The organism is Chromobacterium sp., from assembly GCF_041912965.1.
In the GTDB taxonomy this organism is placed as follows: domain Bacteria; phylum Pseudomonadota; class Gammaproteobacteria; order Burkholderiales; family Chromobacteriaceae; genus Chromobacterium; species Chromobacterium aquaticum.
In genome coordinates this window covers 93537-119979 of the sequence record NZ_JAYSGF010000003.1, presented here as the reverse complement: position 1 = coordinate 119979, position 26443 = coordinate 93537, and the positions used below count along the sequence as shown (strand labels likewise).

Sequence of the window (26443 nt, the reverse complement as noted above, 5' to 3'; positions counted from 1 at the left end):
GGTCAGGACTTCACCAGGTCCACCGGCGTGCGCACGATGCTCTGCATCTCGCTCTGCGTCAGCCGTTTGTTGAAGGATTCCAGGCCCAGCCGGATTGCCTGCTCCGCCTGCAGCGCCGGGTGCTGGTCCGCGGTGGCGTAGATGCGTTTGGCCGCCAGCAGCGCGGCCATTTCCGGGATATTGTCGTAGCCGCCGATCAAGACCTTGCCGTCGCGCTTCAGCTCGCTCAGCGCCTGCGCCGCGCCTATCGCCATATTGTCGTTGCCGCACAAGAGCGCGGCCAGGTCTGGCGTTTGCCGCAGCAGCGCCGTGGCGGCGGCGCGGCCCTTGTCCCGCTCCCAGTCGCCCCAGGCGATGCCGGCCAGACTCATGCCGGCGTTGGCGATCGCCTCGCGGTAGCCGTCGCTGCGCGCCTTGGCGTTGATGGAGCCGGGCAGGCCCTCGATCACGCCCACCTTGCTGCGCGGTTTCAGCGCGCGCAGCACATAATCCCCCACCGCGCGCGCGCCGTTGAAATTGCTGGGGCCGACGAAGGGAATGTTGACGCCGTGGCCGGCCAGCGCGCGGTCGTCCAGCTTGTTGTCCAGATTGATCACCAGCATGCCGCTCTGTATCGCCTTGATTAGCGCGGGGATGATGGCGCGGGAATCCGCCGGCGTGATGATCAGAATCTGGTCGCGGCGCGCGATGCTGGTTTCGATGATCTTGACCTGCCCGGCCACGTCGGATTCTTCCGGCACGCCGTCCAGGGTCAGCCGGTATTCGGCGCGGTGCTGGGCGTGATGTTTGCGCGCGCCGGCGGTCATCAATTCGAAAAACGGATTCTTCAGCGATTTCAGCACCATGGTGACGGCCGGCTGCGCCGCGGCCGCCGCCCGCCAGGGGATGGCCAGCAGAGCCAGGGATGCCAGTAGAAGTTCGCGCCGCCGCATGGAGCTCCCCCGCTTGTCGAATGAATGCGCCGGCAAGCCGCCGGCCTGGCCCGGCCGCGCGGCCAGGCTCAAGGATATGGCTTCTTTATAGAGCACAGTGGGAAGGGCGGCAGCGGGCAGGACGCCGCGCCGTCGCGTCCGCCGTTTAGCTATGGCTGGATGGCTCCTTGTCTTCCTGCTCGGACTTCCGCGTCTGCGTCTGATGCAATGTATGGAGGTTGTTCACATGGGAGAGCCTTGAAAAACTAGCCTAATTGAGTAGTGCATTCGAAACTTTAGGCTAAATTATTGCTGTATGCGGTTTGTATTTCAATTTATGCTTATGGCATTTTTTTGGTGTTGGGGGGGTAATTTGAATTTTGTTGTGTTGTGTTTTTTTGGTTTAATTTAAGTTTTCCATTTTTATCCAGAGGGGATCTTTGCTTAAGGCTAGCTGGTCTTTTATAGCTTTCATGCGTGAAGTGTATTCGCGTTTTGGATTGTAAATGAATCCAGAATTGTCTTTGCTTTTTTCAATTAATCCTTCGGATATTAGTATTGTTAATATTTTGTCAATGATTTTTTTGTCGAAATTTTGCCCAAACCCACCTTTATATAAAGAGTTTTCCTTTCGCCCCCCCCCTCTTTGGAAAAATATTTTGTGTATTATAGATAAGAATAATTTTTGAGAAGGTGGAAGTTGACTACTTTTTATTCTAGAAGATGTTGAAACATTATCAGTAGATGATAATTTGCAATTTTGTATCCAGGTGGGCAATCCTGATGATGATGAGAGGCCTGTTGCTTTAATGATTTCACTGTTTTTTATTGTGACAAAAGATTCCGGGTCTATAAGGCAATTTTCAAAAGCAGAGTGATGTATTATGCAGTCAGAAAATAAAATGTTTGAAAATTTTCTTGCTCCAAACGAAAGTATGTAAATTTCACATCCAACCAAAGAGATTCCTGAAAAATTTATTGGCTCCCCTTCAATTAAGAGCAGGGAGCAGATTACTTCACCAATTAGTTGTGTGTTCTTTGCATTTCCTTCTCGATAAATAAAGGCTAAGGTTTCTTGCTCAAAATTGTATGTGTCTATCCATTGGGCTAAAAAATAAAGACCGAGAGGTTCGAGAGCTTGGTTGTATGGTATATTTAAGTCGTCGTGATTTTTGTTGGATATGTCTTCTATTACACCTTCTGCAAATAATAATTGCACAATGTAAGGGTCGACAAACTGCCTATCTGGTGATTCGGGCTCTATGCGTCCTAAAGTGCAGAGCCGTGATAGCATTAACTGTCCAGATTCATCTGGCGCATAGCCAGTTGCTTGCTCGTAGGCATGGTTTACATCCCTTGGGGTTAAACGACCTAAGTTACGTTGACTTAATCGAGTGAGCTTTGCGAGATTAGCTAGAACGGTTCGAACAGTTGACGCTTCTATAGATGTATGCATTTTTGCTTCGCGAGCACAAACAGTATCAATGAACTGTCCCCAAAAGCCGACCTCTCCTGAATCAGACTTCAAAATATTTTCTGCATCTGTTGAAGGAATGGTTGCTAAAATTTGAAACATTAATGGTTTTTTTGGAAGCCACTTTGGTGCAGATAAACTCAATCCTAGAGCTGTTAGATAAGTATTTGCTTGTTCTGTTTCAAACTCATCACGGCACCGAATGATTGCATGTGAGGTTTGTCTTAATGATAGGCCCAGCGCTTCGAGTAGTTCTTCGTCATCATTAAAGTAGTGCGGTCTTCCAGTTATGAGTGCTCCACCTTTTGATATTGATAATAAATCTCTGACACCGCTAAGAGCGTGCTTTCTTATTGACTGTCTTTTCCCTTCACTGTTTCCAAATGTTTGTGTTCCAACTTCGTCGAAACCATCGAGAAGCAACAAAATACTACCTGATCTAAGTAGTTGCATTACCTGGTCTATTGAATTAGAAAGCCCAAGTCTTTGGAAGTGGCCTGCTATTATTTCAATGCCAGATAATGCTCCCCAGTGCTCTCTTAAGCTTATTGCTATAGGGTATGCCGAAGCATTTCTATAGGTCTTGGCTAGAATTTGGAAGGCTTCGCGAACGCATCGACTTTTCCCTGTTCCATACTCGCCAAGTAAAATTAACCTGTTTCGTTTGCTAAGTTTTTCGCATATGTCTTGAACCGATACTGATTTTTCTTCTCCATTAATCAAATAGGTTACAGGGATGAAGTCGTTAGTGTCGGGCTTTCCTGATATAGGATCAATGGCACTTCCAAATGTACCATCTAATCTTATGGTTTTGTAGCTCAGAAAATTAAATGCTTGTTGTGAAAAAGTGTTGATTGAAACTACTTGAATTTTGTGAGCTTTCCCAATGTCAATCATCCCTTGAGTTGGTTCTTTTGAAATAATTATAAATGCTCTTGCTAATACTGATTGAGTGGCGAATTTCAACTTAATGGCTGCAATTTTACTAACATCAGAGCGAATTTTTTCTAAACTGAATTCTTCTGTTATCTCTAGTAGTATTACCTCTTCCTCAGATATGTGAATTACTCCATCAAAATTGACACCGTCGATTCTGTCTTTTTTGACAGGGCGTTGCCAGATAGTTTGTGCGATATTGCGTACGTAGTTTTCTAATAATGCCCATGAACTGTTCATTTTTTTCCAATTTAAGTGAATGGATTTTAAATATTTAATTATCAGTTTCGCTTATATGCATTTATGATATTATAATTATGCCCATGGGTTTTTTCAAGAGGAATTAGATTCTTGTGAAATTAAGATTGTTTTTGCTTGCTTTTTACTGCTCTCGTTAACTTACATCGTCATATTAATTATTTGGTCTTGCTTGGGTGTTATTTTAAATATGATGTTGATGTACAGCTTTTAAATATGTAAGTATTTTGAGCTAATGAGTTCGGATCTAGCTGATTTGATGTGGAATATGGGTGCTAACGGTCTAAGAGGATGGATGGCTTGATCTTTTACTCTAAGATATTGCAAAATCTAGCACCCACTCTCTAACAATTAATATATTCCGCCGATGAACGCTTCCCTCCCTCTCGCGCTGCGCGCCTGCGTCGCGCTGTGCTTGTCATGGCCCGCCGTCGCGCCGGCCAAATCCTTGCCGGCTCAGTCCGCATCCACCGTTGTCGCCGACTATTTGCAACAGGCCAAGGCCAGCCAGCAGCCGGCCGAGCTGCTCAGCTCGGTGGTGGAGGACGGGGTGGAGGTGCGCATGTACCGGATGGTGTCGCAGCAATGGCCGGGGGCCGGCAGTGGCATCAACAGCAATGCGCCGCTGTGGGAGCAGCAGTACAAGCTGGTCCTGCCCTTGCAGCGCAAGCCGGGCGCGCCGGTGCTGCTGTATGTGAATGGCGGCAGCAATCACGCGCAGCCGCCCAAGTTGCCGGATCGCTTGCCGGCGGAGGCGCTGGCGCGCGATCTGGGCGTGCCGGTGGCCGAGCTGTATTTCGTGCCGAACCAGGATTTGCAATTGGACGAGCAGCCGGCCGGCCGCGAGGACGCGCTGGTGGCCTATACCTGGCGTAAAACGGTGGATCAGCCGCAGGCGGAGCGCTTCAGTTCCCTGCACTTGCCGATGACGCAGGCGGTGAGCGCGACGATGGACGCCTTGCAGCGCAGCCTGCCGGGCAGCGAGCGTTTCGTGCTGGCCGGCGCGTCCAAGCGCGGCTGGGCCACTTGGCTGGCCGGCCTGAACGATAAGCGGGTGAGCGCCATCGTGCCGGTGGTGGCGGATTTCTGGAATGTGCGCGTCAACTTCACCCATGTTTACAATAGCTACGGCCAGCAATGGCCGGTGGCGCTGCGCGATTACCAGCGCAACGGCATCACCGAGGATGTGCTGCAGGGCGGGGCCGGTCTGGACGCCTTGTTGCGCTTCGAGGATGTGATCCATTACCGCGCCGGGATGGCGCGTTTGAGCAAGTATATGATTTCCGCCTCCGGCGACGATTTCGCGGTGCCGGATTCCGCCTGGAGTTATCTGCCGGACTTCGCCGGCCCCACCCAGCTGCGCTATCTGCCCAATCAGTCGCATTATGTGAAGGGCGATCAGATCGGCCAGGCCTTGCGGCAGTTCATGCGCCGCTGGCTGGCCGGCAAGCCGATGCCGCGGGCGCAGGTGGACGCGGACCCGGCCAGCGGCCGTCTGCGCGTCAAGGTGACGGCGCGGGAGGCGGGCAAGGCCACGCTGTGGCTGGCGAGCAATCCCAAGAGCCGGGATTTCCGCTTCAATTCCGGTATTCGTTATCAGCCCAAGGCGATCGAGGGCCAGTGCCGCCGCGGCAGTTGCAGCTTCGAGTTCCGGCCGGATGCCGCGCAGCCGGGCTGGCAGGCTTATTTCATCGCGTTCGAAGGCCAGGACTTCGCCTGGAGCACGCCGCCCTTGGTGTGGCCGCACGCCTATCCCAACGGCGAGTCGGTGCCGTTTGGCGCGCCGCGTTTGCAACTGGGGCGCTGATGACGTTGTGCCGCGTTTGGAGCCCGTGTTTGCATCTCTTGGCTCTGTCCTGATCCAGAAGCCGGCGATGCCGGCTTTTTCGTTCTTGGCTTTAGCTGTGGATTTTTAAGTCCATATTGGACTTTTTTGTTTTATTTTTGGATTTTTGAGTCTAAACTGGATTTGTTGATCCAATTCGAGTGCCGCCATGCTGTCCCGTTACCAGTCCATCGCCGATGCCATCGCCACCTTGTTCTACCCCTATGCCGAGGTAGTGCTGCATGACCTGGCCACCCAGTCCGTGGCCTATATCGCCAACAATTTCTCCAAGCGCGAGCTGGGCGACGATTCCGGCCTGGAAGAGCTGGAAAACACGCCGGACGCGACGGTGATCGGCCCTTACGAAAAACTGAATTGGGATGGCCGCAAGCTGCGCTCCATCAGCGTGGTGCTGCGCGACGAGGCCGGCGCCGCGCTCGGAATGATGTGCGTGAACCTGGACATCTCGGTGTTCGAGGGCGCGCGGGCGGCGCTGGACCTGTTCTTGTCCGGCAGCAAGCTGGTGGCGCAGCCGGCCTTGTTGTTCGAGGACGATTGGCAGGAGCGCATCAACCGTTTCATCCACGGCTGGCTGCAACAGCGTCAGCTGAGCCTGTCCATCCTCAGCCGCGAGCACAAGCGCGAGCTGGTGCAGGCGCTGCTGCGCGAGGGCGCGTTTCGCGGCAAGAACGCCGCCGACTACGTGGCCAATGTGTTGGGCATGGGTCGCGCCACGGTTTTCAAGCATTTGAAAGAGCTGAAGGAGCAAGCATGACACTGGATTCCCTGTTCGAAGCCATCGCCGCCGCCCACCAGGCCATCCGCCCTCAGGCGCGGGTCACGCCGCTGGAGCACAGCCCGGCCTTGTCCGCCCTGACCGGCTGCGAGGTGTATCTGAAGTGCGAGCATCTGCAGCGCACCGGTTCTTTTAAATTCCGCGGCGCCAGCAACAAGCTGCGGCTGCTGGACCCGGCGGCGCGGCGAGACGGGGTGATCGCCGCGTCCACCGGCAACCACGGCCAGGCGGTGGCCTTGGCCGGCGGGCTGCTGCAAGTGCCGGTGACGGTGTACGCGCCGGCGTCCGCCGCCGCGGTGAAGCTGGATGCGATCCGCGCGCTGGGCGCGGAGTTGAAGCTGGTGGACGGCGACGCGCTGGCGGCGGAATTGAGCGCCGGCGCGGCGGCGCGGCGGGCGGGATTGCCCTTCGTGTCGCCGTATAACGATCTGGAGGTGGTGGCCGGTCAGGGCACAGTGGGCATGGAGCTGGCCGAGCAGTGCCCGGAGCTGGACGCGGTCTTTGTCTCCGTGGGCGGCGGCGGCCTGATTTCCGGCATCGGAACGGCCTTGCGGCGCCTGGCGCCCGGCGCGGAAATGGTGGGCTGCTGGCCATCGGCGGCGGCCACCATGCACGCCAGCCTGCAGGCCGGCCGCATCGTCGAGGTGGACGAGGGCGACACCCTGTCCGATGGCACCGCCGGCGGGGTGGAGCCCGGCGCGGTGACTTTCGAGCTGTGCCAGGCCCTGATCCGCCATTGCGCGCTGGTCAGCGAGGCGGAGATCCGCGCGGCGCTGCGCTTGCTGGCCCAAAGCGAGCGCTGGATGCTGGAGGGCGCGGCGGGCGTGGCGCTGGCCGGCCTGTTGCAGCAGGCGCCGCGCTACCACGGCAAGAAGGTGGCGGTGGTGCTGTGTGGCCGCAACATCGTGCTGGATAAGTTTGTGAAGGCGGTGTCATGAAAATCTTCAACAAGGATGAAATCCTGGCGCGGCTGGATCTGGAGCGGGCGGAAGCGCTGCTGCGCCAGGGCTTCATCGCCTATTCCGCCGGGCGCGCGCAACTGCCGCCGGTGCAGCATTTCGCCTTTGCGGCGGCCAACGGCGATTGCTGCGTGAAATCCGGCCATGTGGAAGGCGAGAGCCTGTTCGCGGTCAAGGTGTCCTCCGGTTTCTATGACAATCCCAAGCGCGGCTTGCCCAGCAATCAGGGCCTGGTGCTGTGCTTTTGCGCCCGCACCGGCGCGCCGCTGGCGCTGCTGCGGGACGAGGGCTGGCTCACCGCTTGGCGCACCGCGCTGGCCGGGCGGCTGGCGGCGCGGGTCTTGGCGCCCAGCCGGGTGGAGGCGATAGGCATCGTCGGCACCGGCTTGCAGGCGCGGCTGCAATTGCGCGCCTTGCAGGCGGTGACGCCGTGCCGCGATGCATGGGTGTGGGGGCGTTCCGAGACCGAGCTGGCGGCCTTCGCCGCCGAGTTCGAGGCCGAGGGCTACCGTGTGCGGACCACGCTGGACGCGGAAGCGCTGGCGCGCGCCTGCCGGCTGATCGTCACCTGCACGCCGTCCAGCCGGCCCATTCTGCAAGCCGGCTGGCTGCGGCCCGGCAGCCATGTCACCGCGGTGGGCGCGGACGCCGCCGGCAAGCAGGAGCTGGCGCTGGAACTGGTGGCCGGCGCGGACCGCATCGTGGTGGATTCCGTCGCGCAGTGCGCGGCTTACGGCGAGGTGTCGCACGCGTTGGCCGCCGGATTGCTGGAGCGCGAACGGCTGGCGGAACTGGGGCGGGTGCTGGCCGGCGAGCAGCCGGGCCGGCAAAGCGAGGACGAGATCACGCTGGCGGATCTGACCGGGCTGGCGGTGCAGGACGCGCAGATCGCCAAGTGCGTGCTGGAGGCCCAGGCCTGAAACGCTATTGACCGTCAATGGGTTCTCAGAACCTGTTCAAAGTCTGCTGCGCTTCAGCGATACGGCGTTAAAAACGAGCTCAAAATGCTCATGTACCACTTGTACATTCCGCTTTTTCGCTCGTTTTCGCCTTGTCTCGCCCTTGCTCGCGAGACTTTGAACAGGTTCTCAGGCCGCGTGTGGGAAGCCATGCACCGGCCGTAAGGGCGGCCGGGCGTGGCCGCCCTGTTTTTGCGCCGCCATCAGGAAGCGGGTGTAGTTTTCCTTGCCTACCTGACGGAAGTTGAATTTGACGGTGTCGGCGCTCAGCACGACGCCGTCCTTGGCCTGCAAGCGCGCGACGATGTCGGCGATCACATTGTCCGCCTGCTGACGCAGCGCGGAGCCGGCTTCTTTTTTCAGCATTTCGTTGAGGGTGACGATGGCGGGCGCGTCCGCCAGCCCCATGGCGGACAGGACGGCGGCGTGTTGGCCGAAGTGCCGCCAGACGATGGCTTGCGAGCCCAGCCGCAACACGAATTTGAACGGAAAGCCGGTGCGGATGGAGAGCAGCACCGGGTCGATGCACACCAATTGTTCGATGGAGTTGACGCCCTCGGCCGCCAGCGCGGCGGAGATATTGGCGGTCACGCCTTCCAGTTGGATCAACTGGTCGTTTTCCTGCGGCTGTTCCTTGGCGTTCAGGTTCAGCGCCACCAGCCGGCGCAGCAGTTTGAACAGGGTGTCCATCGGAAAGGCGCCTACTGCGAAGGCGGACACGGTTTGCGCGGCGGAGACGGTTTCGGCGGCGCCGGCGGCGCTGACGGCCGCGCCGATGGGGATGGCCAGCATCATGCGCAGCGCGTACCAGTACACGTCCGCCACATTGAGGCTGCGCTTGCGCACGCTCAGCACCATGTCGCTGACCACGAACAGATAGGCGCCGGCAATGGCGGCGCAGACGATCTGCGCGTCGAACGGCAGCGTCAGTTGGTCGTTGACGGCGAGCAGGTAGAGCACGCTCATGCACAGAGTGGCGATCAGCATCAGCAGCATCGGGGTGAGGAAGGCGGCGCGGCCGTAGTGCTCGCGGTAGATCTGCTCGAACAATTGCTCGGCGGCGGCTTCCACTTCTTCGTTCTCAGGCAACGGCCAGGTGCTCAGTTGCGGGTGCTTGTCGGTGCGCGGCTGCCAGAACTGGCGCAGGTAATAGACCAGCGCGCCGTTGTTGAGCCGGTTGCGGAATTCCTCGTAGCGGGCGCCCCAGCCTATGACCAGGAAGCGGATCATCGGCGCGGCCGCCAGCGCGGTGACCAGCAGGCCCAGCGCGAAATGACTGGTGTGCAGGGAGCGGGAGAAAGGCCGTTCCGTCAGCCACGGCAGCATCGCCAGCGCGGTGATGTCCAAGAGCAGCAGGCCTATCCACAAGCCGTGATAGTTTAGGTTTCTCATGATGGCCTCGCTGATTGGCGGCGTGGCTACCATGTTAGTTCTCCAGCGTAAAATCGCACTCCGTACGAATAACTAGCCGCTTGGGCAGCGTCAACCTTGTCGAAAGTCGTGTTGAATCATTGATGGCCGGCCCCTAGCATTTGCTTCGCATTTGATTGGCATGCCAATAGCGCGGCGGCTGTCCTCGCCCGAGGTTTTCCTTGCCGCCGCTTGCCATCCTCCAGCCGACGTTCACCAACGGGACCAGACATGCCGGACATCATCGATTTGAGAAGCGACACTCTGACGCGGGTCAGCAAGCGCGATGTGGAAGCGCTGGATTTCGCCAAGATCGGCGACGACTGTTACGGCGAAGACCGCTATGTGCGTGAACTGGAAGCCTACTGCGCCGAGCTGTTCGGCAAGGAGGCGGCCTTGTTCATGCCCTCCGGCACCATGAGCAATCAGGTGGGCCTGCGCTGTCTGGCGGCGCCCGGCGATGAAATCGTCACCGAGGTGGGCTATCACATCAGCTTCTTTGAATCCTCGGCGGTCAGCGCCAACAGCGGCCTGGTGCTGAATGCCTACCATAGCCGGAATGGCGTGCTCACCGCCGACGAAGCGCGCATCGCCATCCACGCCAAGGCGCGCTGGTCCAGCCTGTACGCGGTGCCCAAGGTGGTGGCGATAGAGAGCAGCATCAACAGCTACGGCGGCATCGTCTATCCGGTGGACGAGATGCTGCGCGTGCGCGCGCTGTGCGACGAAATGGGCCTCAGCCTGTATCTGGACGGCGCGCGAGTGCTCAATGCCTGCAGTCATCTGGACCTGTCGCCGGCGCGTTATGCGCGGCCGGCGGACATGTTGAACTTTTGCTTTTCCAAAGGCGTGGGCGCGCCGTTCGGCTCCATCCTGGCCGGGCCGGCCCACAAGATCGAGGCGGCCAAGATCTTCCGCAAGTGGCAGGGCGGCAGCCTGCACCAGTCCGGGCTGATGGCCGGCGTGGCGCTGGACAAGATGCGGCATTGGCAGCAAGTGACGCAGCAAGACAATGACAATGCGGCCTGGCTGGGGCGCAGGCTGGGCGAAGCGGCGCGGCTCAAATACCCGGTGGAGACCAATATGGTGTTCATCGAGGCGGCGGACGCCAAGGCCGCGGCGGCGCGGCTGGCGGAGCGGGGCGTGTTGGCGCTGGCCTGGAAGCCGGACTTGCTGCGCTTCACTTGCAGCAGCCTGGTGACGCGGCGCGAGCTGGAGCGGGCGGCGGACATCATACGCGCCAGCCTGTGAGCGCTGGCCAGCCATTCCGGACAATTTCTCACGACAGAGCGGAGCGCCGCCCGCTTTTTCCCGGCGTGGCGGTCGCTTATCGTTGTTGGCTGTTTTGCAGCCAAAGGAAGCGATATGTCGAATGTGGAATGCAGCGTGCGGCCAAGCCGCGCGGAGCTTGGCCTGGACGCGCGCGTGGACGCGGTGCTGGAGCAGGCGCTGAGCGAGCGGCGGCTGGTGGGAGCGGTAGTGCTGGTGGCCAAGGACGGCACGCCGGCCTACCGCCGCGCCGCCGGCTGGGCTGACCGGGAGGCCGGCGTGCCGATGCGGGAGGATGCGCTGTTCCGGCTTGCTTCCGTCAGCAAGCCCATTGTTTCCACGGCCGCGATGGCGCTGGCGGCGCGGCGGCGGCTGGACCTGGACGAGGACATCGCCCGCTGGCTGCCGGAGTTTCGGCCGCGGCTGGCGGATGGAACGCCGGCGCGGATCACGCTGCGGCAGCTGCTCAGCCATAACGCCGGCCTGGGCTATCGCTTCTTTGAGGAAGACGGCGACGGGCCCTATGCCCGCGCCGGAGTGTCCGACGGCATGGATGCCGACGGCCTCTCGTTGGCGGAGAACCTGCGCCGCATCGCCAGCGTGCCGCTGCTGTATCCGCCTGGACAGTCCTGGGGCTATTCGCTGGCCACCGACGTGTTGGGCGCGCTGGTGGAGCGGGTGGCGGACGAGCCGCTGCCGCAGGCGGTGCGCCGCTGGGTCACTGCGCCGCTGGGCATGGACGACACCGATTTCCATGCCTTGGCGCCGCAGCGCCTGGCCGCGATCTACGTCAATGGCGAGGCCGAACCGTGGCGGATGGAGCAGCCGGCGATAGTGGCGCCGTTCGAAGGCACGGTGGGGATACGCTTTGCGCCGCAGCGGGCGCTGGACGCCGGCGCCTATCCGTCCGGCGGCGCGGGCATGGTGGGCAGCGCCGACGATTTGCTGCGCTTGCTGGAGGCGCTGCGCCAGGGCGGCGCGCCGCTGCTGCCGCCGGAATGGGTGGACGAGATGGGGCGCAATCACACCGGAGCGCAGGAACTGCCGGAAATGCCCGGCTTCGGTTTCGGCCTGGGTTTCTCGGTGCTGCGCGATCCGGCCGCCGCCGCGTCGCCGGAATCGCCCGGCACTTGGCGCTGGGGTGGCGCTTACGGCCATTCCTGGTTTGTGGACCGCGCGCGCGGCCTGAGCGTGGTGGCCTTCACCAATACCTTGTATGAAGGCATGTCCGGGCGCTTCGTTTCCGATCTGCGCGACGCGGTGTATGGCGTGGAGCCGCGCTTGCAATAATTCAACCAAAAATGTAAATTTCAACAAATTGTTGAATTGTGGCGGCCCAAGCCCAACGAGATTCGAGCTTGGGCCGCTGGCATGAAGGGGAAACGATGTTGCAATTGGAGCGCTTGGCGCTGCGCGAATTTCGCGCCGAGGATTTGCCCAATGTGTTTTACGGGCTGTCGCACCCGGAAGTGATCAAACATTACGGCATCCATTACGCCAGCGAGGAGGACTGCCGCGCGCAGATGCGTTGGTTCGACGACATCCGCGCCGACGGCAGCGGCCTGTGGCTGGCGCTGGAAACGCGGGAGGATGGGCGCTTCCTGGGCGCGGTGGGTATCAGTTCCTGGTCGGAACAGCACCATTGCGCCGAACTGGGCTATTGGCTGCTGCCGGAACACTGGGGCCGCGGCTATATGCGGGAAGCCCTGCGCGGTTTCCTGAGGCTGGCTTATCGCCGCTTCCCGCTCAACCGCGTCTACGCGCAAGTGGAAGTGGACAATCTGGGCTCCGGCAAACTGTTGCGGAGCGTCGGCTTTACCCTGGAGGGCGTCAGCCGCGAGTGCGAATGGAAGGACGGCCGCTATCTGTCGCTGGCCAATTACGCCTTGTTGCGCGCGGAGCATGAGGCGGAGGACGGTGGCGATGAGTGAGGCGGAACGCAAATACGTGGCGGTGATCCACAAGCGGCTGGAGCCGGGCCGGGCGATGAATGTGCTGGGCCATCTGGCGTTGGCCCTGGCCTGCCGGCTGCGGCGCGCGGACGCGGCGGCAAACCATGTGGACTATGTGGACGCCGACGGCGGCGTGCATCCGGCGATTTCCGCCGATCCCTTCATCGTGCTGCGCGCCGACAACTCCGCCAAATTGGCGCAACTGCGTCAGGCCGCCGCCGAAGCCGGGGTGGCTTGCGTCGATTTCACCGACACCATGGCCGAGGGCGGCAGCGCCGAACAAGTGCGCCGCACCGCGGCCACCCCGGCCGCCGCCTTGGAGTATTGGGGCGTGGCCTTGTGCGGCGACGAGGCCGAACTGGGCGCACTGACGCGCAAGTTCAGCCTCTACCGTTGACGGGCGGGCGCATGGACGATCCGAAGCAGGCGGAAAAACAGGCGGTGCTGCGCGCCTTGAGCGCCACGGTCAAGCTGGTGGGCGCCATGGTGGATGCGCACACCGAGGTGGTGTTGCATGATCTGGGCCGGCCGGAGCGCTCCATCATCGCCATCGAGAACGGCCATGTGTCCGGCCGTCAGGCCGGTGACGCCATCCTCGGTGGCCCGGCTGGCGACCGCGGCTTCGCCGCCATCGAACAGGCGATGCGTCAGGGCGGCGCGGAACCGGCGCTGGTGTCCGGCTACCATACCCTGAGCCGCGACGGCCGGCGGCTGCTGTCCGCCAGCGCCGTCTTCAAGACCGCCGCCGGCGAACCCTTCGCCGCGCTGTGCCTGAACAGCGACCGCAGCGAGCTGGAAGCGGCGCTGGCCTGCCTGCAGGCGCTGGTGGGCCGAGCGCTGCCGCCGCAACGGACGGCGCCGGAGCCGCCGGCGATGGACGAAGCGATGCAGGACATCATCGCCCAGGCGCTGGAGCGCGGCGGCAAGCCGCTGGCGCGGATGAAAAAGGCGGACAAGAAACAGGCTGTGGCGCAGATGCTGGAGCAGGGCCTGTTCATCGTCAAAGGCGGGGTGGAGCGCGCGGCCGAGGCGCTGGGCGTCAGCCGCTACACCGTCTACAACTATCTGGACGAAATCCGCGGCGATGCGCGGGAGGACAAGGCATGAACATCCCTATCTATCAGGTGGACGCGTTCTGTGACGCGGTGTTCCACGGCAATCCGGCGGCGGTGTGCCCGTTGTCGGCCTGGCTGCCGGACGCCGCGCTGCAAGCCATCGCGATGGAAAACAATCTGTCCGAGACCGCTTTTTTTGTCGCGGACGGCGAGCGGATGGCGCTGCGCTGGTTCACGCCGACCACCGAGGTGGATTTGTGCGGCCACGCCACGCTGGCCAGCGCCTGGGTGTTGTTCCATGAGTTGGGCTGGCGCGGCGAGCGCATCGCCTTCCAGACCCGCAGCGGCGAATTGACGGCGCGGCATGACGGCGAGCGCATCGAGCTGCGCTTCCCCGCGGTGACGCCGCGCCCCTGCGCCGAGCCGCCCGGCCTGCTGGCGGCGCTGGGCCTGGACACCGGCCAAGTGCTGGCCGCCGACGACTACATCGTGGTACTGGACGACGCGGCGCGGCTGGCGGCGCTGCGGCCGGACTTCCAGCGGCTGCGCGGCTTGCCCAAGCGCGGGGTGGCGGTGACCGCGCGCGGCGCGGATTGCGATTTCGTCAGCCGCTGGTTCGGCCCCGGCGTCGGCGTCGACGAAGACCCGGTCACCGGCTCGGCTCACTGCTGGCTGGCGCCGTACTGGGCCGGCGTACTGGGCAAGACCCGTTTGCAGGCGCGCCAGGGCGGCGCGCGCCGCGGCAGCCTGGAATGCCGGCTGGAAGGCGGGGAAGTGGCTTTGCTGGGGCAGGCGCGGCTGTATCTGAGGGGCGAGATTTACGTTTAGAACGTGTTTACGATCTCGCGAGCTAAGGCGAGACAAGGCGAAAACGAGCGAAAAAGCGGAATGTACACGTGGTACATGAGCATTTTGAGCTGGTACTCACCGTGTAACGCTCCACGACGCGCAGCAGATCGTAAACAGGTTCTTAGGCGTGGAGCGGCGCCTCACACGGCGCTTTCCGCCGCCAATTGCTCATCGCACACCGCCTTGACGCAGGCGCGCAGCCATTGCTGCGCCGGGTCCGCGTCCAGCCGTGGATGCCAGATCATGGAAACGGTGATTTCCGCCACCGTCAGCGGCAGCGCGAAGCTGTGCAGTCCGGCGCGCAACTGGCCGGTGTGACGTTCCGGCACGGTGGCGATCAGGTCGCTGGCGCGCGCCAGCGCCAGCGCGGTGGCGAAGCCGCCCACGGTGACCGCGACATTCCGTTGCCGCCCCTGGGCGCTCAGCGCCTCGTCCACCGGGCCGACCAATCCGCCGCGGCGGGCCACCATCACATGGCGGCCGGCGGCGTAGCGTTCGACGTCGATGGCGCCGGACATCAGCGGATGGCCGGCGCGCACCACGCCGACGAAGCGGTCGCGGAACAGCATGCGCACTCGCAACTCCGGCCCGGCTTCGTGGCCCACCACTCCGGTGTCGAGGTCCACCGCACCGTCGCGCAGCGGCGCATTGTCCTTGTCGCGCTTGGGCAGAAAATGCAGATGCACGCCCGGCGCCTCGCCTTGCAGCCGCGCCAGCAGCCGTGGGCCGAAGTTCTCGGCGAAACCGTCGCTGCAGCGCAGGGTGAAGCTGCGCTGCAAACTGTCCAGCCGCAGCGTCCCGGCCGGGCGCAGCGCGTTTTCCGCGTCCAGCACCAGCGCGTGCACCCGCTCGCGCAGCTCCAGCGCGCGCGGCGTCGGCGCCAGGCCGCGGCCGGCGCGCACCAGCAGCGGGTCGCCGGTGAGCTCGCGCAGCCGCGCCAGCGCGCGGCTCATCGCCGAGGGGCTGAGCTGCAGGCGGCGCGCGGCGCGGACGACGCTGCCTTCGCTCAGCAGCGCGTCCAGGGTGATCAGCAGATTGAGGTCGGGCATGGGCATGGCCTCACCTTAGCACAACGATATATGGCGTCAAACGCAACTATTCAGTGCAAACCATGCGTCTTCCGCCTGCCATGGCGGCGGCGTAGCCTGTATCGGGTCCGCGTTGGCGGCTCCGGCGTTCGGGGCCGGACGCGGCGGGGAGTCGTCCTCATGCCTGTTCCCGCATCCTCTTCGTTTTCTTCCGCCGCCGCGCTGGCCAGCCTGGCGTTGGCTATCCTGCTGGCCTCGCTGGGCACCAGCATCGCCAATGTCGGCCTGCCCACCCTGGCCACGGCCTTCCAGGTGTCTTTCCGGCAAGCGCAATGGGTGGTGCTGGCCTATCTGCTGTTGATCACCCTGGCCAGCGTCAACGCTGGCCGGCTGGGCGATCAGTTCGGCCGCCGCCGCGCGCTGCTGGCCGGCATCGCCCTATTCACAGTGGCCTCGGTGGGCTGCGGCACGGCCGAGGCCTTCTGGGCATTGCTCGCCGGACGAGCGTTGCAAGGCGTCGGCGCCGCGCTGATGCTGGCCCTGGGCATGGCCTTTGTCGCGGATATCGCGCCGCGCGAGCAGGTGGGCCGGGCGATGGGGTTGCTGGGTTCCATGTCCGCCGTCGGCACCGCGCTGGGACCGTCGCTGGGCGGCGCGCTGATCGAGGCCCATGGTTGGCGCGCCATTTTCTGGGTCAAGCTGCCGCTGGGCGCGCTGGCTTTCGCGTTGGCCTGGCGCGCATTGCCGGCGGAGCGCGGCCCCAGGGCCGAGCGCGTAGGTTTCGACGCCGCCGGCAGCGCTTGGCTGGCGCTGACCCTGGCCGCCTACGCCTTGGCGCTGACCCTGAAGCAAGACCATTCGTCGGGGCATTTCGGCGCGCTCAACGCCGCCTTGTTGCTGGCGGCCGCCGTTGGCTGCTGGTTCTTTGTCCGGGCCGAATCCAAGGCCGCCGCGCCCTTGCTTGACCTGGCCCTGCTGCGTGATCCCGCGTTGGCCGTCGGTCTGCTCGGCAACGTCCTGGTGTCCACGGTGATGATGGCCACCCTGGTGGTGGGGCCGTTCTATCTGGCGCGGGGTTTAGGGCTGGACGCCGCCGGCGTCGGCCTGGCGATGTCGGCGGGGCCGCTGGTGGCGGCCTTGAGCGGGGTGCCGGCCGGGCGGCTGGTGGACCGCTGCGGCGCGGTTGCTGCGGCGCTGGCAGGTCTGGCCGGGATAGCGGCCGGCGCCTTGGCGCTCGCATTGCTGCCGGCGCGCCTGGGGCTGGCGGGCTATTTGCTGCCGCTGATCGCGATCACCGCCGCTTACGCCTTGTTCCAGGCCGCCAACAACACCCTGATCCTGGGCCGCGCCGCGCCGCGCCAGCGCGGCCTGGTGTCCGGCCTGCTCAATCTGTCGCGCAATCTGGGCCTGATCAGCGGCGCGTCCTTGATGGGCGTGGTGTTCGTCGCGGCCAGCGGGGCCGCGGACATCGCCGCCGCCGCGCCGCCGCAAGTGGCCGCCGGCATGCGCGCCGCCTTTGGCCTGGCGGCGGCGCTGATGCTGTTCGCGCTGCTGCTGTCGGCGCGGGGACGCGGAAAAGCCGCGCCCTGCTGACGCCACGCTGTCAGCAGAGGGGGCGTAGCCTGTCCGTCATCCGCGGCGCAGCCCGCATTTCATGAAGAGAGGATAGCGATGACCTTGGCTCCCAAACCCAATCTGCAACTGCTGTATGTGACGGATATCCAGCGTTCCACCGCGCTGTATCGCCGTTTGTTCACCACAGATCCGGTATTCGCCAGCCCGCGTTATGTCGCCTTCAGCGCCGGCGGCGAGGCGCTGTTCGCCTTGTGGAGCGGCGGCGACGCGCCGCATGCCGATGTCCCGAGATTTGTCGAAACCGGTATCATGCTGGCATCCGACGCCGAGGTGGACCAGCTCTATCAGGCCTGGCGCGCCGACCCCGATCTGCGCATCGCGCAGCCGCCGAGCACCGAAGTCTACGGCCGTACCTTCCTGGCGCTGGACCCGGATGGGCATCGGATCCGGGTGTGCCAGCGGGACTGAGCGTTTGCGCCCTGTCTGCCGCGTGTTGGCGCTATCGCCGCGCGGTGGGCATGGAATGACACAAGGACAAGCATGCGAATACACATCATGGTCGCCGCGCTGGCGGCGCTAGGCCTGCCCGCCGCGAGTTGGGCCAAGGCGCAGGTATACAAGGATTGGGCGGTGGCCTGCGACAACACCCGCCATTGCGAGGCCAACGGCACGCAGGGCGATGAGGGCGGCAATCCGGTCAGCCTGCTGCTCAAGCGCGATGGCGGCCCGAATGCGCCGCTGAGCGGAGAGTTGCTGGCGAATTCGGAGGAGGGCGGAATCGGCCCGCTGAGCCTGCGCGTGGGCGGTTTCAGTCTGCAGGGTCTGAAAGACGAGCAGACACTGTCCGCCGCGCAGATGGCCAAGTTGCTGCCGCGCATGCTGGACGCGGACGCGGCGGAGTTGAGCGATGGCAAGCAGCAATGGCGGCTGTCGCTGGCCGGCCTCAAGGCCGCGCTGCTGCGCATGGACGAAGCCCAGGGCCGGCTGGGCACGCCCGGCGCGCTGGTGAAGAAGGGGACGAAGCCGGAAGCCTCGGTGCCGCCGGCCTTGCCGGCGCCGCTGTTGCGGCCGGTGCCGACGGCGGCGCGGCCCGGCGATGATGCTCTGGCGGCGCCCATCCTGAAGGCGGTGCGCGAGCGTGATTGTTGGGAGCAGATGCCGGACGAGGAGCATCCGGCGGTGAGCGTGCATCGCTTGAGCGCCAAGCAAGTGCTGGTGCTGCGCGAATGTGGTCGCGGCGCTTACCAGAGCGGTTCCAGCGTGTGGATCGCCCAGGACAAGCCGCCGTATCAGTCGCGGCTGGCCCAACTGCCTGGCGGCGAGCCCGAATACCAGATGAACGCCGAGTTCGATCAAGGCGTGCTCAGCAGTTTTTCCAAGGGCCGCGGCTTCAACGATTGCAATGCCAGCAGCGCCTGGGCCTGGACCGGCAGCCGTTTCGAGTTGATGCATGACGCCGAGGCGCCGCAATGCAGCGGCATCCCCGGCGGCATCTCGCTGCGCAGCTGGGTGACGCGGCAGCAATAAGCGGGCGCGGTCCGCCCGCGCCTTGTAGCGAAGGCGGACCGAGGTCCCGTCGTTGGCGTGGAGCCTGCTCGCTTATGTCGACTCGGGCTGATGCAGGCCAAAGCTCAGGCCGCCAGGCGCATGGCATTGCGCGAATTTGCCGAAGCCCGGCTCCTCCGCGATGCCGCCGTCGATTTGGCCGCCCAGGGCCCGCACGCGCTCAACGGCGGCCGCCAGGTCCGGCACCTGGAAGAAGAGATCGATCCGGGGCGCGGCATCCCCCCCGTGCAGGCCGGCTTTAATCGATCCGGCCTGAAACCAGCCGCCTCCGTCCGTGCCCATCGGGTGGAAGCTCCAGCCGAACAGTTCGGCGAAGAAAGCTCCGACAGGGGCCGCGTCTCCGGCGCCGATCTCGATATAGGAAACAGTTGATGCCATGGGAATCTCCTTAGGAGTTAAAAAGCCAATTGGCCTATTTCAACAGCCTAGGTGATTATAGGTCGGCTCAGGCCGGACCGACGGTTTCCAGTTCCACCCGCCACAGCGGCAGTGGGCGCTCGGCCTGCAGCCGCAGCGTCTCGCCGCGCCGGATCAGGGCAGCGTCCCAGGCCGCCAGCGGCAGCGGCCGTCCGTCCTGCCACAGCCGCGCGCCGTCTTCCAGCGTTAACAGCAGGGTCAGTTCGGCGCTGGAGCCCAATTCCAGCGCGCCATCCAGCATCAGCTTGTCCAGCCGCGAGCGGTAGCGGCCGCGCCGCGTCATCACGTTGAAATCGGTCAGCGGGCCGTCCAGCAGCCGGCTTTGCGCCGGGGTCTCGCCGGCGAAGGCCAGCGGCGCGCCGCCCGGCGTCAGCCGCAGGCTGTCCCTGCCTTCCAGTTGCAACTCCAGTCCCGCGCCTTGCAGGATCAGCAATTGCCGGTCCACGCCGTCGAAGCGCGAGAACGGCCCGTCGCTGGCGACGCTGGCCAGGCTGACGCGGTAGTCGAAATCGTCCAGGCCGGCGTCGGCCGGGGCGATCAATAGCTGGCGGGTGCTGCCGCCGCCATTTTTCCATGGGCTGGGCGGGCAGTCTTGCAGGCGGATGAGCGTCATGGCGGGCCTTAGTGCAGGTAGTTGATGATCCAGGCGTGGAAGGGAATCGCCACCAAGTCTATCAGCACCGCGCCGCACAGCGGGATGATCAGGAAAGCCTTGTACGAGGTGGCGCCGTGTTTCTGGCACACCGCGCTCATATTGGCTACCGCGTTGGGCGTGGCGCCCAGGCCGTGGCCCATCAGGCCGGCGCACATCACCGCCGCGTCGTAGTTCTTGCCCAGCAGACGGAAGGCGATGAAGACGCTGATCGCCGTCAGCGCGATCACCTGCAAGGACAGCACGCCCAAGAGCGGCAGCGCCAGATCGTACAGCTCCCAGATCTTCAAGCTCATCATCGCCATGGTCAGGAACACGCCCAGCGAGATGTCGGCGATGGCGTCGATGGCGGCGCTATTGAGCCGGATCAGTCGCGCGCGGTCGTTCAGATTGCGGAACACGATGGCGGCGAACATGGCGCCGACATAGGCGGGCAGCACGAAGTCCCAATGTTGTTGCACCTGGCCGGCGATCAGCATGCCGGCGGTCATCAAGGCCAGCACCAGGCCCATGGACGCGATCAGCGAATCGCTGTTCACGGTGACGCTGGCCTCGTGATCGTGATAGGCGGGCGCCGGCGTTGTGCCGGCTTCGGCCTGGATCGGCAGCTGGTGACGGCGGATCAGCCAGCTGGCCAGCGGCCCGCCCAGCACGCCGCCGGCGATCAGGCCGAAGGTGGCGGAGGCCAGCGCCACCGCGGTGGCGCCGCGGGTGCCCAGTTGCTCCGCCATCGGGCCGAAGGCCGCCGCCGCGCCGTGGCCGCCTTCCAGCGACACCCCGCCCGCCATCACGCCCAGCGTAGGGTCCAGTCCGAACATGGCCGCCGCGCCGGCGCCGAACACGTTCTGGAATACCGCCAGCGCCCAACAGATGCCCAGGTAGATCAACAGGGTGCTGCCGCCGGTGCGCAGCAGCGCCAGGCTGCCGCCTATGCCCACGGTGGTGAAGAAGGCCACCATGAACGGGGTTTGCAGCGTGGTGTCGAAGCTGACCGCGGCGACGCCGCTCTCGCGCAGCAGCAGGACGGCGATGGAGACGGCGAAGCCGCCTATCACCGGCGCGGGGATGCAGAAGCGCTCGAAGAAGCGCACATGACGCTTGAGCCGGTAGCCGGCCAGCAGGGCCAGCACCGCCAGCGCGGTGGTGGCGATCAAATCCAGTTTCCATTGCTGCATGGTTTCTCCTTTGCAAAAGTGCGGCTTGCCGCTGTGTCGCGGCTTGTTCCGTTTGGCCTCACGTTAGCGCGAGGCCTTGAACAGGTTCTCAGAGTGGTCGTGTCAGCCGGTGTATCAGCCGCGCCGCGGTCCGCGCGGTCAGTTGGTCCTGATCCAGCTCCGGGTTCAGTTCCGCGATATCAGCCAGCCGCAGCTTGCCGCTGGCGCGGAGGATGTCGATCAACGCTTCCAGCGTCGCCAGCGGCACGCCCAGCGCCGCCGGCGCGCTGACGCCGGGCGCTTGCGATGCCGGCAGCGCGTCCAGGTCCATGGTCAGGTACAGGCAATCGCAGGGTTCGATGAAGTCGCGCAGCCGCTGCAAGGGCTGTTCCAGCCGCCAGGGTTGCAGTTCCTCGTCGAACAGCATCTGGGCGTCGAGTTGTCTGGCGGTGGCGAACAGCGCGGCGGTATTGGCGGTTTCCGCCACGCCGGCGCACAGATAGTGGAACGGCCAGCCGCGCCGCTCGCAGTCGGCGGCGATCTGGGCGAAGGGGGTGCCGGAGGAGGCGAGCGGACTTTGGCGCAGGTCCAGGTGGGCGTCGATATTGATGATGCCGACGCGCGGCGCGCGGCCGGCGGTTTCCAGGTGTCGGGCCAGGCCGAGGAAGCTGCCGTAAGCCACTTCGTGACCGCCGCCGAGCACGATGGGAAACTGGCCGTCGTCCAGCAGGCCGGCCACTTGCCGGCCCAGTTCGGCCTGGGCGGCTTCCAGTTCGTCGTCGCGGCAATGCACGTCGCCGGCGTCGTAGGCGGCTTGCGGCTGATGCCAGGCCAGGTTGGCCAGCGCGCGGCGGATGGCGCGCGGCGCGGCCGCCGCGCCCGGGCGGCCCTGGTTGCGGCGCACGCCGGCGTCGCAGGCAAAGCCCAGCAGGGCGAAGCCGGCGGCGACGCCGGGCTGCCATGGGCGGATGCGTTGATGCCAGCGACGCGCCAGTTCGCCCTCGGCGTCGATGCGGCCGCTCCAGGCCGCGGGAGGTGTGTGTAGCGTCATGCTTGGTCTTTCGGTTCGGGGCCGCTCAATCGCAGCCCAGGTAAGCGCTGATATTGCGCGCGGCCTGGCGGGTTTGCTCGACCAGCAGGGCGCGGCGTTGGGCGCGGCCGGAAGGCGCCATCAAGGTCAAGGCGCCCAGCAGTTTGCGCCGCCCCTGCAGCAAGGGGGCGCTGACGCCCCAGATGCCGGCATCGATGGCGCTGTCGCTGGTGGCGTAGCCCTGGCGGCGCACCTCGGCCAGGGTCTGGCGCAGGGCCTCGTGTTCCTGCGGCGGCAGCATGCTGTCCAGGGTGGCCTGGCTGTGCGCGGCCGGCATGAAGGCCAGCAAGGCCAGTGCCGACGCGCCGCGCGCCAGCGGCTGGCCCTTGCCGGCGGCGAAGGCGCAGCGCAGCGCCTGCTGGCTTTCCATCATCTCGATGCAGATCACCTGCTGACGGGTGGCCACCATCAAGGCCACGGTTTCATTGCTCAGCCGCGCCAGCCGCTGCATTTCCGGGCGCGCCTGCGCCGCCAGCGTGTTGTGCCGCTGAAAGCCCATCGCCAGTTGCAGGCCCAGCGGGCCGGCGTGGTAGGCGCCGTCCGCGCCCGCTTGCAGCAGGCCCCACTGGCTCAAGTGAGTCAGCTGGCGGTACAGCGTGGACGGCGGCAAGGCCAGCTGCTGCGCCATGTCCTTGGCTCTCAGCGGCTGAGGCGAGGCCGCCACCAGCTGCAGGGTTTGCAACAGGCGATCGGAAGAAGAGCTGAGAATGGGCATGTCCGGTCCTTATTAGGATTTTCTAACCTTATCTATTGCGACCGCCGCTAAAAAGCCCGGTTTCCCACCTGGCGGTAATTCATTGCCTATTTTTGTTTGCCATTCCCGCATTGCGGGAAAACGGGGCGCGGACACAGAAGGGCGGCTGGCGCGCGGCGGCGCGCATGGTTTACACTGCCAGCCTGCATCCACCATGGATAAAGAGAGGCCGTCTCCTCTTGGCGAGACGGCGACGACGCGGACACGCCGGCTTTGATACGGATTCAAGCCCCGCCCGCAAAACGAGAGAAAGGAGGTTATATGGTTCAGTTTGCGCGCCCAGAAATGTTGGCTCGCTTGTATGGCACATTTGCCGGCTCTTGCCCGAGTTCCATCGCGCTGCGATAACCGGGTCGGAGCAAAGCCACTCTTCACTTCGAGTTTCACTCGCCGAGTCTTTCCCGACTCTCACGTTGTCGCCAGCGCTCCTGTTGACAGGGACGATCACGTCCCGAAAAAACGAGAGCAAGAGCATGACAACCCTGATTTCCGCGCAATCCCTGCAACTGGACGCCGGCCATGGCCCGCTGTTCCAGGACCTTTCCTTTACCGTAAAACTGGGCGATCGCATCGGCCTGCTGGGCCATAACGGCTGCGGCAAGAGCAGCCTGCTCGACGTGCTGGCCGGCCAGCGCGAAGCCAATGCCGGCGCGGTGCAATACGCCGGCCTGTGCCGTCTGCAATACGTGGAGCAGCATCTGCCGCCGCAATTGGCCGCGGTGAGCGCGCGCGCGGCGCTGCTGGAGGCGGTGGACCGCCAGCCCGAGCAGCACTGGCGGGTGGACAGCCTGCTGGACGAACTGGAACTGGCGGCCGCGGCCGATACCCCGGTGGCCAGCCTCAGCGGCGGCCAGCACACCCGGCTGCTGCTGGGCCGCGCGGTGCTGCGTCAGCCCAATCTGCTGCTGCTGGACGAGCCCAGCAACCATCTGGACCTGCCGTCGCTGCTGTGGCTGGAGGATTTCCTGCGCCGCTGGCAGGGCGGCTTCATCCTGGTGTCCCACGACGCGCGGCTGCTGGACGCGGTGACCGCGCACAGCTGGATCCTGCGCGATCAGCGCCTGTACCGCTTCGAGCAGCCATGCAGCCAGGCGCGGGCCGCGCTGGCGGAAGCCGATGCCGCCGCCCGCGCGCGCCATGCCGGCGAGCAGAAGGAGATAGACCGCCTGAACGCCAGCAGCAAGCGGCTGGCGATCTGGGGCCGCGAGCATGACAATGAAAAACTGCTGCGCCAGGCCAAGTCCATGCAAAGGCGGGTGGAGCGGCTGAAGGAGGAGCAAGCCTTCGTCAGTCGCGGCAGCCCGTGGCGCTTGCGACTGCAGGGCCAGCCGCTGGCGGCGGACCGGCTGCAGGCTTTCGAAGGCTTGCAGGTGCGCGCCGCGCCCGGCCTGCCGGCGCTATTCGTGGCCGATGAACTGAGCTTGCGCAGCGGCGACAAGGTGGCCTTGCTCGGCGCCAACGGCGCCGGCAAGTCCTCCTTGCTGCGCCAGTGCTGGCGGGACTGGCTGCAAGGCGAGGCCGGCGTGGGCTGGCGGCCGCACCCGGCGGCGCGCATTGCTTATTACGATCAGTCGCTGCGCCGGCTGGACGACGCGGCCACGCTGCCGGACGCGCTGTATCCGTTCGCGCCGCTGAGCGATGCGGAGCGGCGCCAGGCGCTGATTTCCGCCGGCTTCGCCTATGCGCGCCATGCTCAGACCGTGGCCACTCTCAGCGGCGGCGAACGCGCGCGGCTGTTGTTCCTGGCGCTGTCGCTGGCCAGCTACCACCTGCTGTGGCTGGACGAGCCGACCAACCATCTGGACCTGGACGGCAAGCGCGAACTGGCCGAGGAACTGGCCGGCTTTGCCGGCGGCTTCCTGCTGGTGTCGCACGACCGCGAGCTGATCGAGCAATCGTGCAACCGCTTCTGGGTGGTCAGCGACGGCCGGCTGCGCGAGTGGCCGGACGCCGCCAGCGCCTACGCCCAGCTGTTCACCCCGCCAGCCGTCGCGGCGGTGGCCGATCAGCCGCCGGCGGCCGACGGCGCGTCCGCTCCAAGCGGCGCGGAGCGGCAGCTGGAGCGCTTGTACCAGCTGGAAGCGCTGCTGAGCGCCGACCTGGCGCGCAAACCCAAGCATCAAAAGCCGCAATTGCAGCGGGAATGGCGGCGTGAGATGGGGATGCTGGAGCAGGCGCTGGGCTTGTAAACCGGATGGGCGGCGTTTAAACGCCGCCCGTTCGTCGCGTGTTTCGCCGCTTTGTCCATCGCCTTGCGCGCTTCGTCGCAAGTCGCTGTCGGTGGTGTTTGGCGCTGACTACAGTGAGCAGCGTCAAGCACGACACATCACGAGGAGTTAGACATGGACCGGAAAAAACACGCGGAAGCCCTGGACGGATTGAACGGCGCCAAACACAAGATCGCCATTTACTGGCGGCTTTATGTAGACTGGCTGGCCGGCCTCGGCTGGGGGCGGCTGGCGCTGATCTCGCTGCTGGCCTTGGTTTTGAGCGGCGTGCTGGCCTTGAGCGGCGCGGTGGTTTTTTTGATACTGATGTCCTTCCTGGTGAAGGCTTGCGTCGCGTCGAAGCCGTCGCGGCCGGCGGCGCTGACCGAGCGGACCGAGGAAGAAATGAAGCAAGACCGGGGGGCGTATCATGGATAGGCAAAAACATGCGGAGGCGCTGGCGGGCATTGACCTCGTCAGCCACAAGGCTTCCATCTACTGGTGGTTGTTTTTCGACTGGCTGGCCGTCGTCGGCTGGGGGCGGCTGCTGCTGATCTGCTTCCTGGGCCTGATCATGGGCGGCATCATCGGGGTGCCGGTGCTGGCCTTCTTCCTGGGCGTGGCCGTCTGCATCGTCAAGATCGTGGCCGGCGGCAAGCGTCGGGCGGAACAGCGCGCCGACGCGGCGGTGGAGCGCAGCCAGCAGGCGGAGGAACTGGCCGAGGTAGAGGCGCTGCAACGCCAGTTGGCGGAGGCGCGGATGGGGGCGTTGCAAGCGCAAATCGAGCCGCACTTCCTGTTCAACACCTTGTCCTCGGTGTGTCAGCTGATGGAAACCGCGCCGGAGCGCGCCTTGCTGATGCAAAAGGCGCTGATCCGCTACCTGCGCTCCTCGCTGCCTGAGTGGCGGGAGTCCCCGGCGGAAACCAGCCTGGGCCAGCAGCTGGAGTTGTCGCGCGCTTATCTCGACATCATGCAACTGCGGATGGAAGACCGGCTGCGGGTGCGGCTGGAGGTGCCGGAGTCGCTGTTGGACGCGCGCTTTCCGGTGATGATGCTGCAAACCCTGGTGGAAAACGCGATCAAGCACGGCCTGGAGCCCAAGGCCGAGGGCGGCGAGATCCTCATCGACGCCAAGGTGCTGGCCGGCGAGCTTAGGGTGGCGGTCAGCGACAGCGGCGTCGGCTTTCCCGAGCAGCCGGGGCAGGGCATGGGCCTGAGCAATATCCGCGAGCGCCTGGCCATGCTGCATGGCGAACGCGCGCAACTGCTGCTGGAAGTGTTGCCGGCAGGCGGCACCCGCGCCACCATAGGCCTGCCGTTCGCGCTGGTGTGAGCGGCCGGCCT

The 26443-nt window shown here is 64.2% G+C and carries 25 protein-coding genes; 16 read left to right on the top strand and 9 right to left on the bottom strand.

Annotated elements, in window-relative coordinates:
- Nucleotides 1-2 precede the first annotated feature (2 nt).
- Together ACE3QM_RS02585 and ACE3QM_RS02580 are read right to left on the bottom strand one after the other, a co-directional pair.
- The gene (locus ACE3QM_RS02585; RefSeq protein WP_374420000.1) at nucleotides 3-1004 is read right to left on the bottom strand and encodes a substrate-binding domain-containing protein; all 1002 of its coding nucleotides are present in this window, start codon (nucleotides 1002-1004) and stop codon (nucleotides 3-5) included.
- A gap of 310 nt (nucleotides 1005-1314) precedes the next feature.
- A complete protein-coding gene (locus ACE3QM_RS02580) occupies nucleotides 1315-3561 on the bottom strand; it encodes an NACHT domain-containing NTPase (protein ID WP_374419999.1) in 2247 nt (748 codons plus the stop codon).
- Between the two features lie 385 nt (nucleotides 3562-3946).
- On the opposite strand from ACE3QM_RS02580, the gene ACE3QM_RS02575 reads away from it, so the two are divergent.
- From ACE3QM_RS02575 to ACE3QM_RS02560, 4 genes are all read left to right on the top strand, one after another.
- On the top strand, nucleotides 3947-5386 hold the full coding sequence (locus ACE3QM_RS02575) for a PhoPQ-activated protein PqaA family protein (protein WP_374419997.1): 1440 nt from the start codon (nucleotides 3947-3949) through the stop codon (nucleotides 5384-5386).
- Nucleotides 5387-5573: 187 nt separating this feature from the next.
- On the top strand, nucleotides 5574-6179 hold the full coding sequence (locus ACE3QM_RS02570; RefSeq protein WP_374419995.1) for a transcriptional regulator: 606 nt from the start codon (nucleotides 5574-5576) through the stop codon (nucleotides 6177-6179).
- Nucleotides 6176-7138: a threonine/serine dehydratase gene (locus ACE3QM_RS02565; protein ID WP_374419993.1), complete on the top strand. Its 963-nt coding sequence runs from the start codon at nucleotides 6176-6178 to the stop codon at nucleotides 7136-7138. The genes ACE3QM_RS02570 and ACE3QM_RS02565 overlap by 4 nt, the downstream gene beginning before the upstream one ends.
- Complete coding sequence (locus tag ACE3QM_RS02560) at nucleotides 7135-8079, top strand: ornithine cyclodeaminase family protein (protein ID WP_374419991.1); 945 nt, start codon at nucleotides 7135-7137, stop codon at nucleotides 8077-8079. The genes ACE3QM_RS02565 and ACE3QM_RS02560 overlap by 4 nt, the downstream gene beginning before the upstream one ends.
- A 168-nt stretch (nucleotides 8080-8247) precedes the next feature.
- Here the strand turns inward: ACE3QM_RS02560 and ACE3QM_RS02555 are convergent, their stop codons facing one another.
- Nucleotides 8248-9510 carry a hypothetical protein gene (locus ACE3QM_RS02555; RefSeq protein WP_231462252.1) on the bottom strand — a complete coding sequence of 421 codons (1263 nt, stop codon included), beginning with the start codon at nucleotides 9508-9510 and terminating at the stop codon, nucleotides 8248-8250.
- Nucleotides 9511-9759: 249 nt separating this feature from the next.
- Between ACE3QM_RS02555 and ACE3QM_RS02550 the strand changes: the two genes are divergently transcribed.
- The 6 genes from ACE3QM_RS02550 to ACE3QM_RS02525 all read left to right on the top strand — a co-directional run bounded on the left by ACE3QM_RS02550 (nucleotide 9760) and on the right by ACE3QM_RS02525 (nucleotide 14632).
- A complete protein-coding gene (locus tag ACE3QM_RS02550; RefSeq protein WP_231462253.1) occupies nucleotides 9760-10779 on the top strand; it encodes a low specificity L-threonine aldolase in 1020 nt (339 codons plus the stop codon).
- A 114-nt stretch (nucleotides 10780-10893) separates the two neighbouring features.
- The gene (locus ACE3QM_RS02545; RefSeq protein WP_374419988.1) at nucleotides 10894-12087 is read left to right on the top strand and encodes a serine hydrolase domain-containing protein; all 1194 of its coding nucleotides are present in this window, start codon (nucleotides 10894-10896) and stop codon (nucleotides 12085-12087) included.
- A gap of 95 nt (nucleotides 12088-12182) precedes the next feature.
- The gene (locus ACE3QM_RS02540) at nucleotides 12183-12728 is read left to right on the top strand and encodes a GNAT family N-acetyltransferase (RefSeq protein WP_231462255.1); all 546 of its coding nucleotides are present in this window, start codon (nucleotides 12183-12185) and stop codon (nucleotides 12726-12728) included.
- On the top strand, nucleotides 12721-13146 hold the full coding sequence (locus ACE3QM_RS02535) for a DUF2000 domain-containing protein (protein WP_374419986.1): 426 nt from the start codon (nucleotides 12721-12723) through the stop codon (nucleotides 13144-13146). Before ACE3QM_RS02540 ends, ACE3QM_RS02535 begins: the two co-directional genes overlap by 8 nt.
- Before the next feature lie 11 nt (nucleotides 13147-13157).
- Complete coding sequence (locus ACE3QM_RS02530) at nucleotides 13158-13856, top strand: transcriptional regulator (RefSeq protein ID WP_374419984.1); 699 nt, start codon at nucleotides 13158-13160, stop codon at nucleotides 13854-13856.
- Entirely contained in the window at nucleotides 13853-14632 is a 780-nt protein-coding gene (locus ACE3QM_RS02525; protein WP_374419982.1) for a PhzF family phenazine biosynthesis protein, read from the top strand. Before ACE3QM_RS02530 ends, ACE3QM_RS02525 begins: the two co-directional genes overlap by 4 nt.
- 161 nt (nucleotides 14633-14793) lie before the next feature.
- Here ACE3QM_RS02525 and ACE3QM_RS02520 read toward each other — a convergent pair whose 3' ends face one another.
- Complete coding sequence (locus ACE3QM_RS02520; protein WP_374419980.1) at nucleotides 14794-15708, bottom strand: LysR family transcriptional regulator; 915 nt, start codon at nucleotides 15706-15708, stop codon at nucleotides 14794-14796.
- A 153-nt stretch (nucleotides 15709-15861) separates the two neighbouring features.
- Here ACE3QM_RS02520 and ACE3QM_RS02515 point away from each other — a divergent pair, with 153 nt between their 5' ends.
- From ACE3QM_RS02515 to ACE3QM_RS02505, 3 genes are all read left to right on the top strand, one after another.
- Nucleotides 15862-17274, top strand: coding sequence for an MFS transporter (locus tag ACE3QM_RS02515; RefSeq protein WP_374419978.1), 1413 nt, complete (start codon nucleotides 15862-15864; stop codon nucleotides 17272-17274).
- A 78-nt stretch (nucleotides 17275-17352) separates the two neighbouring features.
- Nucleotides 17353-17724, top strand: a complete 372-nt coding sequence (locus ACE3QM_RS02510; protein WP_231465665.1) for a VOC family protein — start codon at nucleotides 17353-17355, stop codon at nucleotides 17722-17724.
- A gap of 72 nt (nucleotides 17725-17796) precedes the next feature.
- Nucleotides 17797-18783 carry a DUF1176 domain-containing protein gene (locus ACE3QM_RS02505; protein ID WP_374419976.1) on the top strand — a complete coding sequence of 329 codons (987 nt, stop codon included), beginning with the start codon at nucleotides 17797-17799 and terminating at the stop codon, nucleotides 18781-18783.
- Between the two features lie 72 nt (nucleotides 18784-18855).
- On the opposite strand, the gene ACE3QM_RS02500 is transcribed toward ACE3QM_RS02505, so the two are convergent.
- The 5 genes from ACE3QM_RS02500 to ACE3QM_RS02480 all read right to left on the bottom strand — a co-directional run bounded on the left by ACE3QM_RS02500 (nucleotide 18856) and on the right by ACE3QM_RS02480 (nucleotide 22850).
- Entirely contained in the window at nucleotides 18856-19200 is a 345-nt protein-coding gene (locus tag ACE3QM_RS02500; RefSeq protein WP_048411676.1) for a VOC family protein, read from the bottom strand.
- Between the two features lie 67 nt (nucleotides 19201-19267).
- Nucleotides 19268-19852, bottom strand: coding sequence for a HutD family protein (locus ACE3QM_RS02495; RefSeq protein ID WP_374419972.1), 585 nt, complete (start codon nucleotides 19850-19852; stop codon nucleotides 19268-19270).
- Between the two features lie 8 nt (nucleotides 19853-19860).
- Nucleotides 19861-21066, bottom strand: coding sequence for a sodium/glutamate symporter (gene gltS, locus ACE3QM_RS02490; RefSeq protein ID WP_374419970.1), 1206 nt, complete (start codon nucleotides 21064-21066; stop codon nucleotides 19861-19863).
- 88 nt (nucleotides 21067-21154) lie between these two features.
- Nucleotides 21155-22096 carry a formimidoylglutamase gene (gene hutG / locus ACE3QM_RS02485; RefSeq protein WP_374419968.1) on the bottom strand — a complete coding sequence of 314 codons (942 nt, stop codon included), beginning with the start codon at nucleotides 22094-22096 and terminating at the stop codon, nucleotides 21155-21157.
- A 25-nt stretch (nucleotides 22097-22121) separates the two neighbouring features.
- On the bottom strand, nucleotides 22122-22850 hold the full coding sequence (locus ACE3QM_RS02480; RefSeq protein WP_374419966.1) for an IclR family transcriptional regulator: 729 nt from the start codon (nucleotides 22848-22850) through the stop codon (nucleotides 22122-22124).
- A gap of 512 nt (nucleotides 22851-23362) precedes the next feature.
- Here ACE3QM_RS02480 and ACE3QM_RS02475 point away from each other — a divergent pair.
- The 3 genes from ACE3QM_RS02475 (at nucleotide 23363) to ACE3QM_RS02465 (ending at nucleotide 26432) form a co-directional block, all read left to right on the top strand.
- A complete protein-coding gene (locus ACE3QM_RS02475) occupies nucleotides 23363-25078 on the top strand; it encodes an ABC-F family ATP-binding cassette domain-containing protein (protein WP_374419964.1) in 1716 nt (571 codons plus the stop codon).
- 153 nt (nucleotides 25079-25231) lie between these two features.
- Nucleotides 25232-25534, top strand: coding sequence for a hypothetical protein (locus tag ACE3QM_RS02470; RefSeq protein ID WP_048411670.1), 303 nt, complete (start codon nucleotides 25232-25234; stop codon nucleotides 25532-25534).
- The gene (locus ACE3QM_RS02465) at nucleotides 25527-26432 is read left to right on the top strand and encodes a sensor histidine kinase (RefSeq protein ID WP_231463955.1); all 906 of its coding nucleotides are present in this window, start codon (nucleotides 25527-25529) and stop codon (nucleotides 26430-26432) included. Before ACE3QM_RS02470 ends, ACE3QM_RS02465 begins: the two co-directional genes overlap by 8 nt.
- Nucleotides 26433-26443 lie beyond the last annotated feature (11 nt).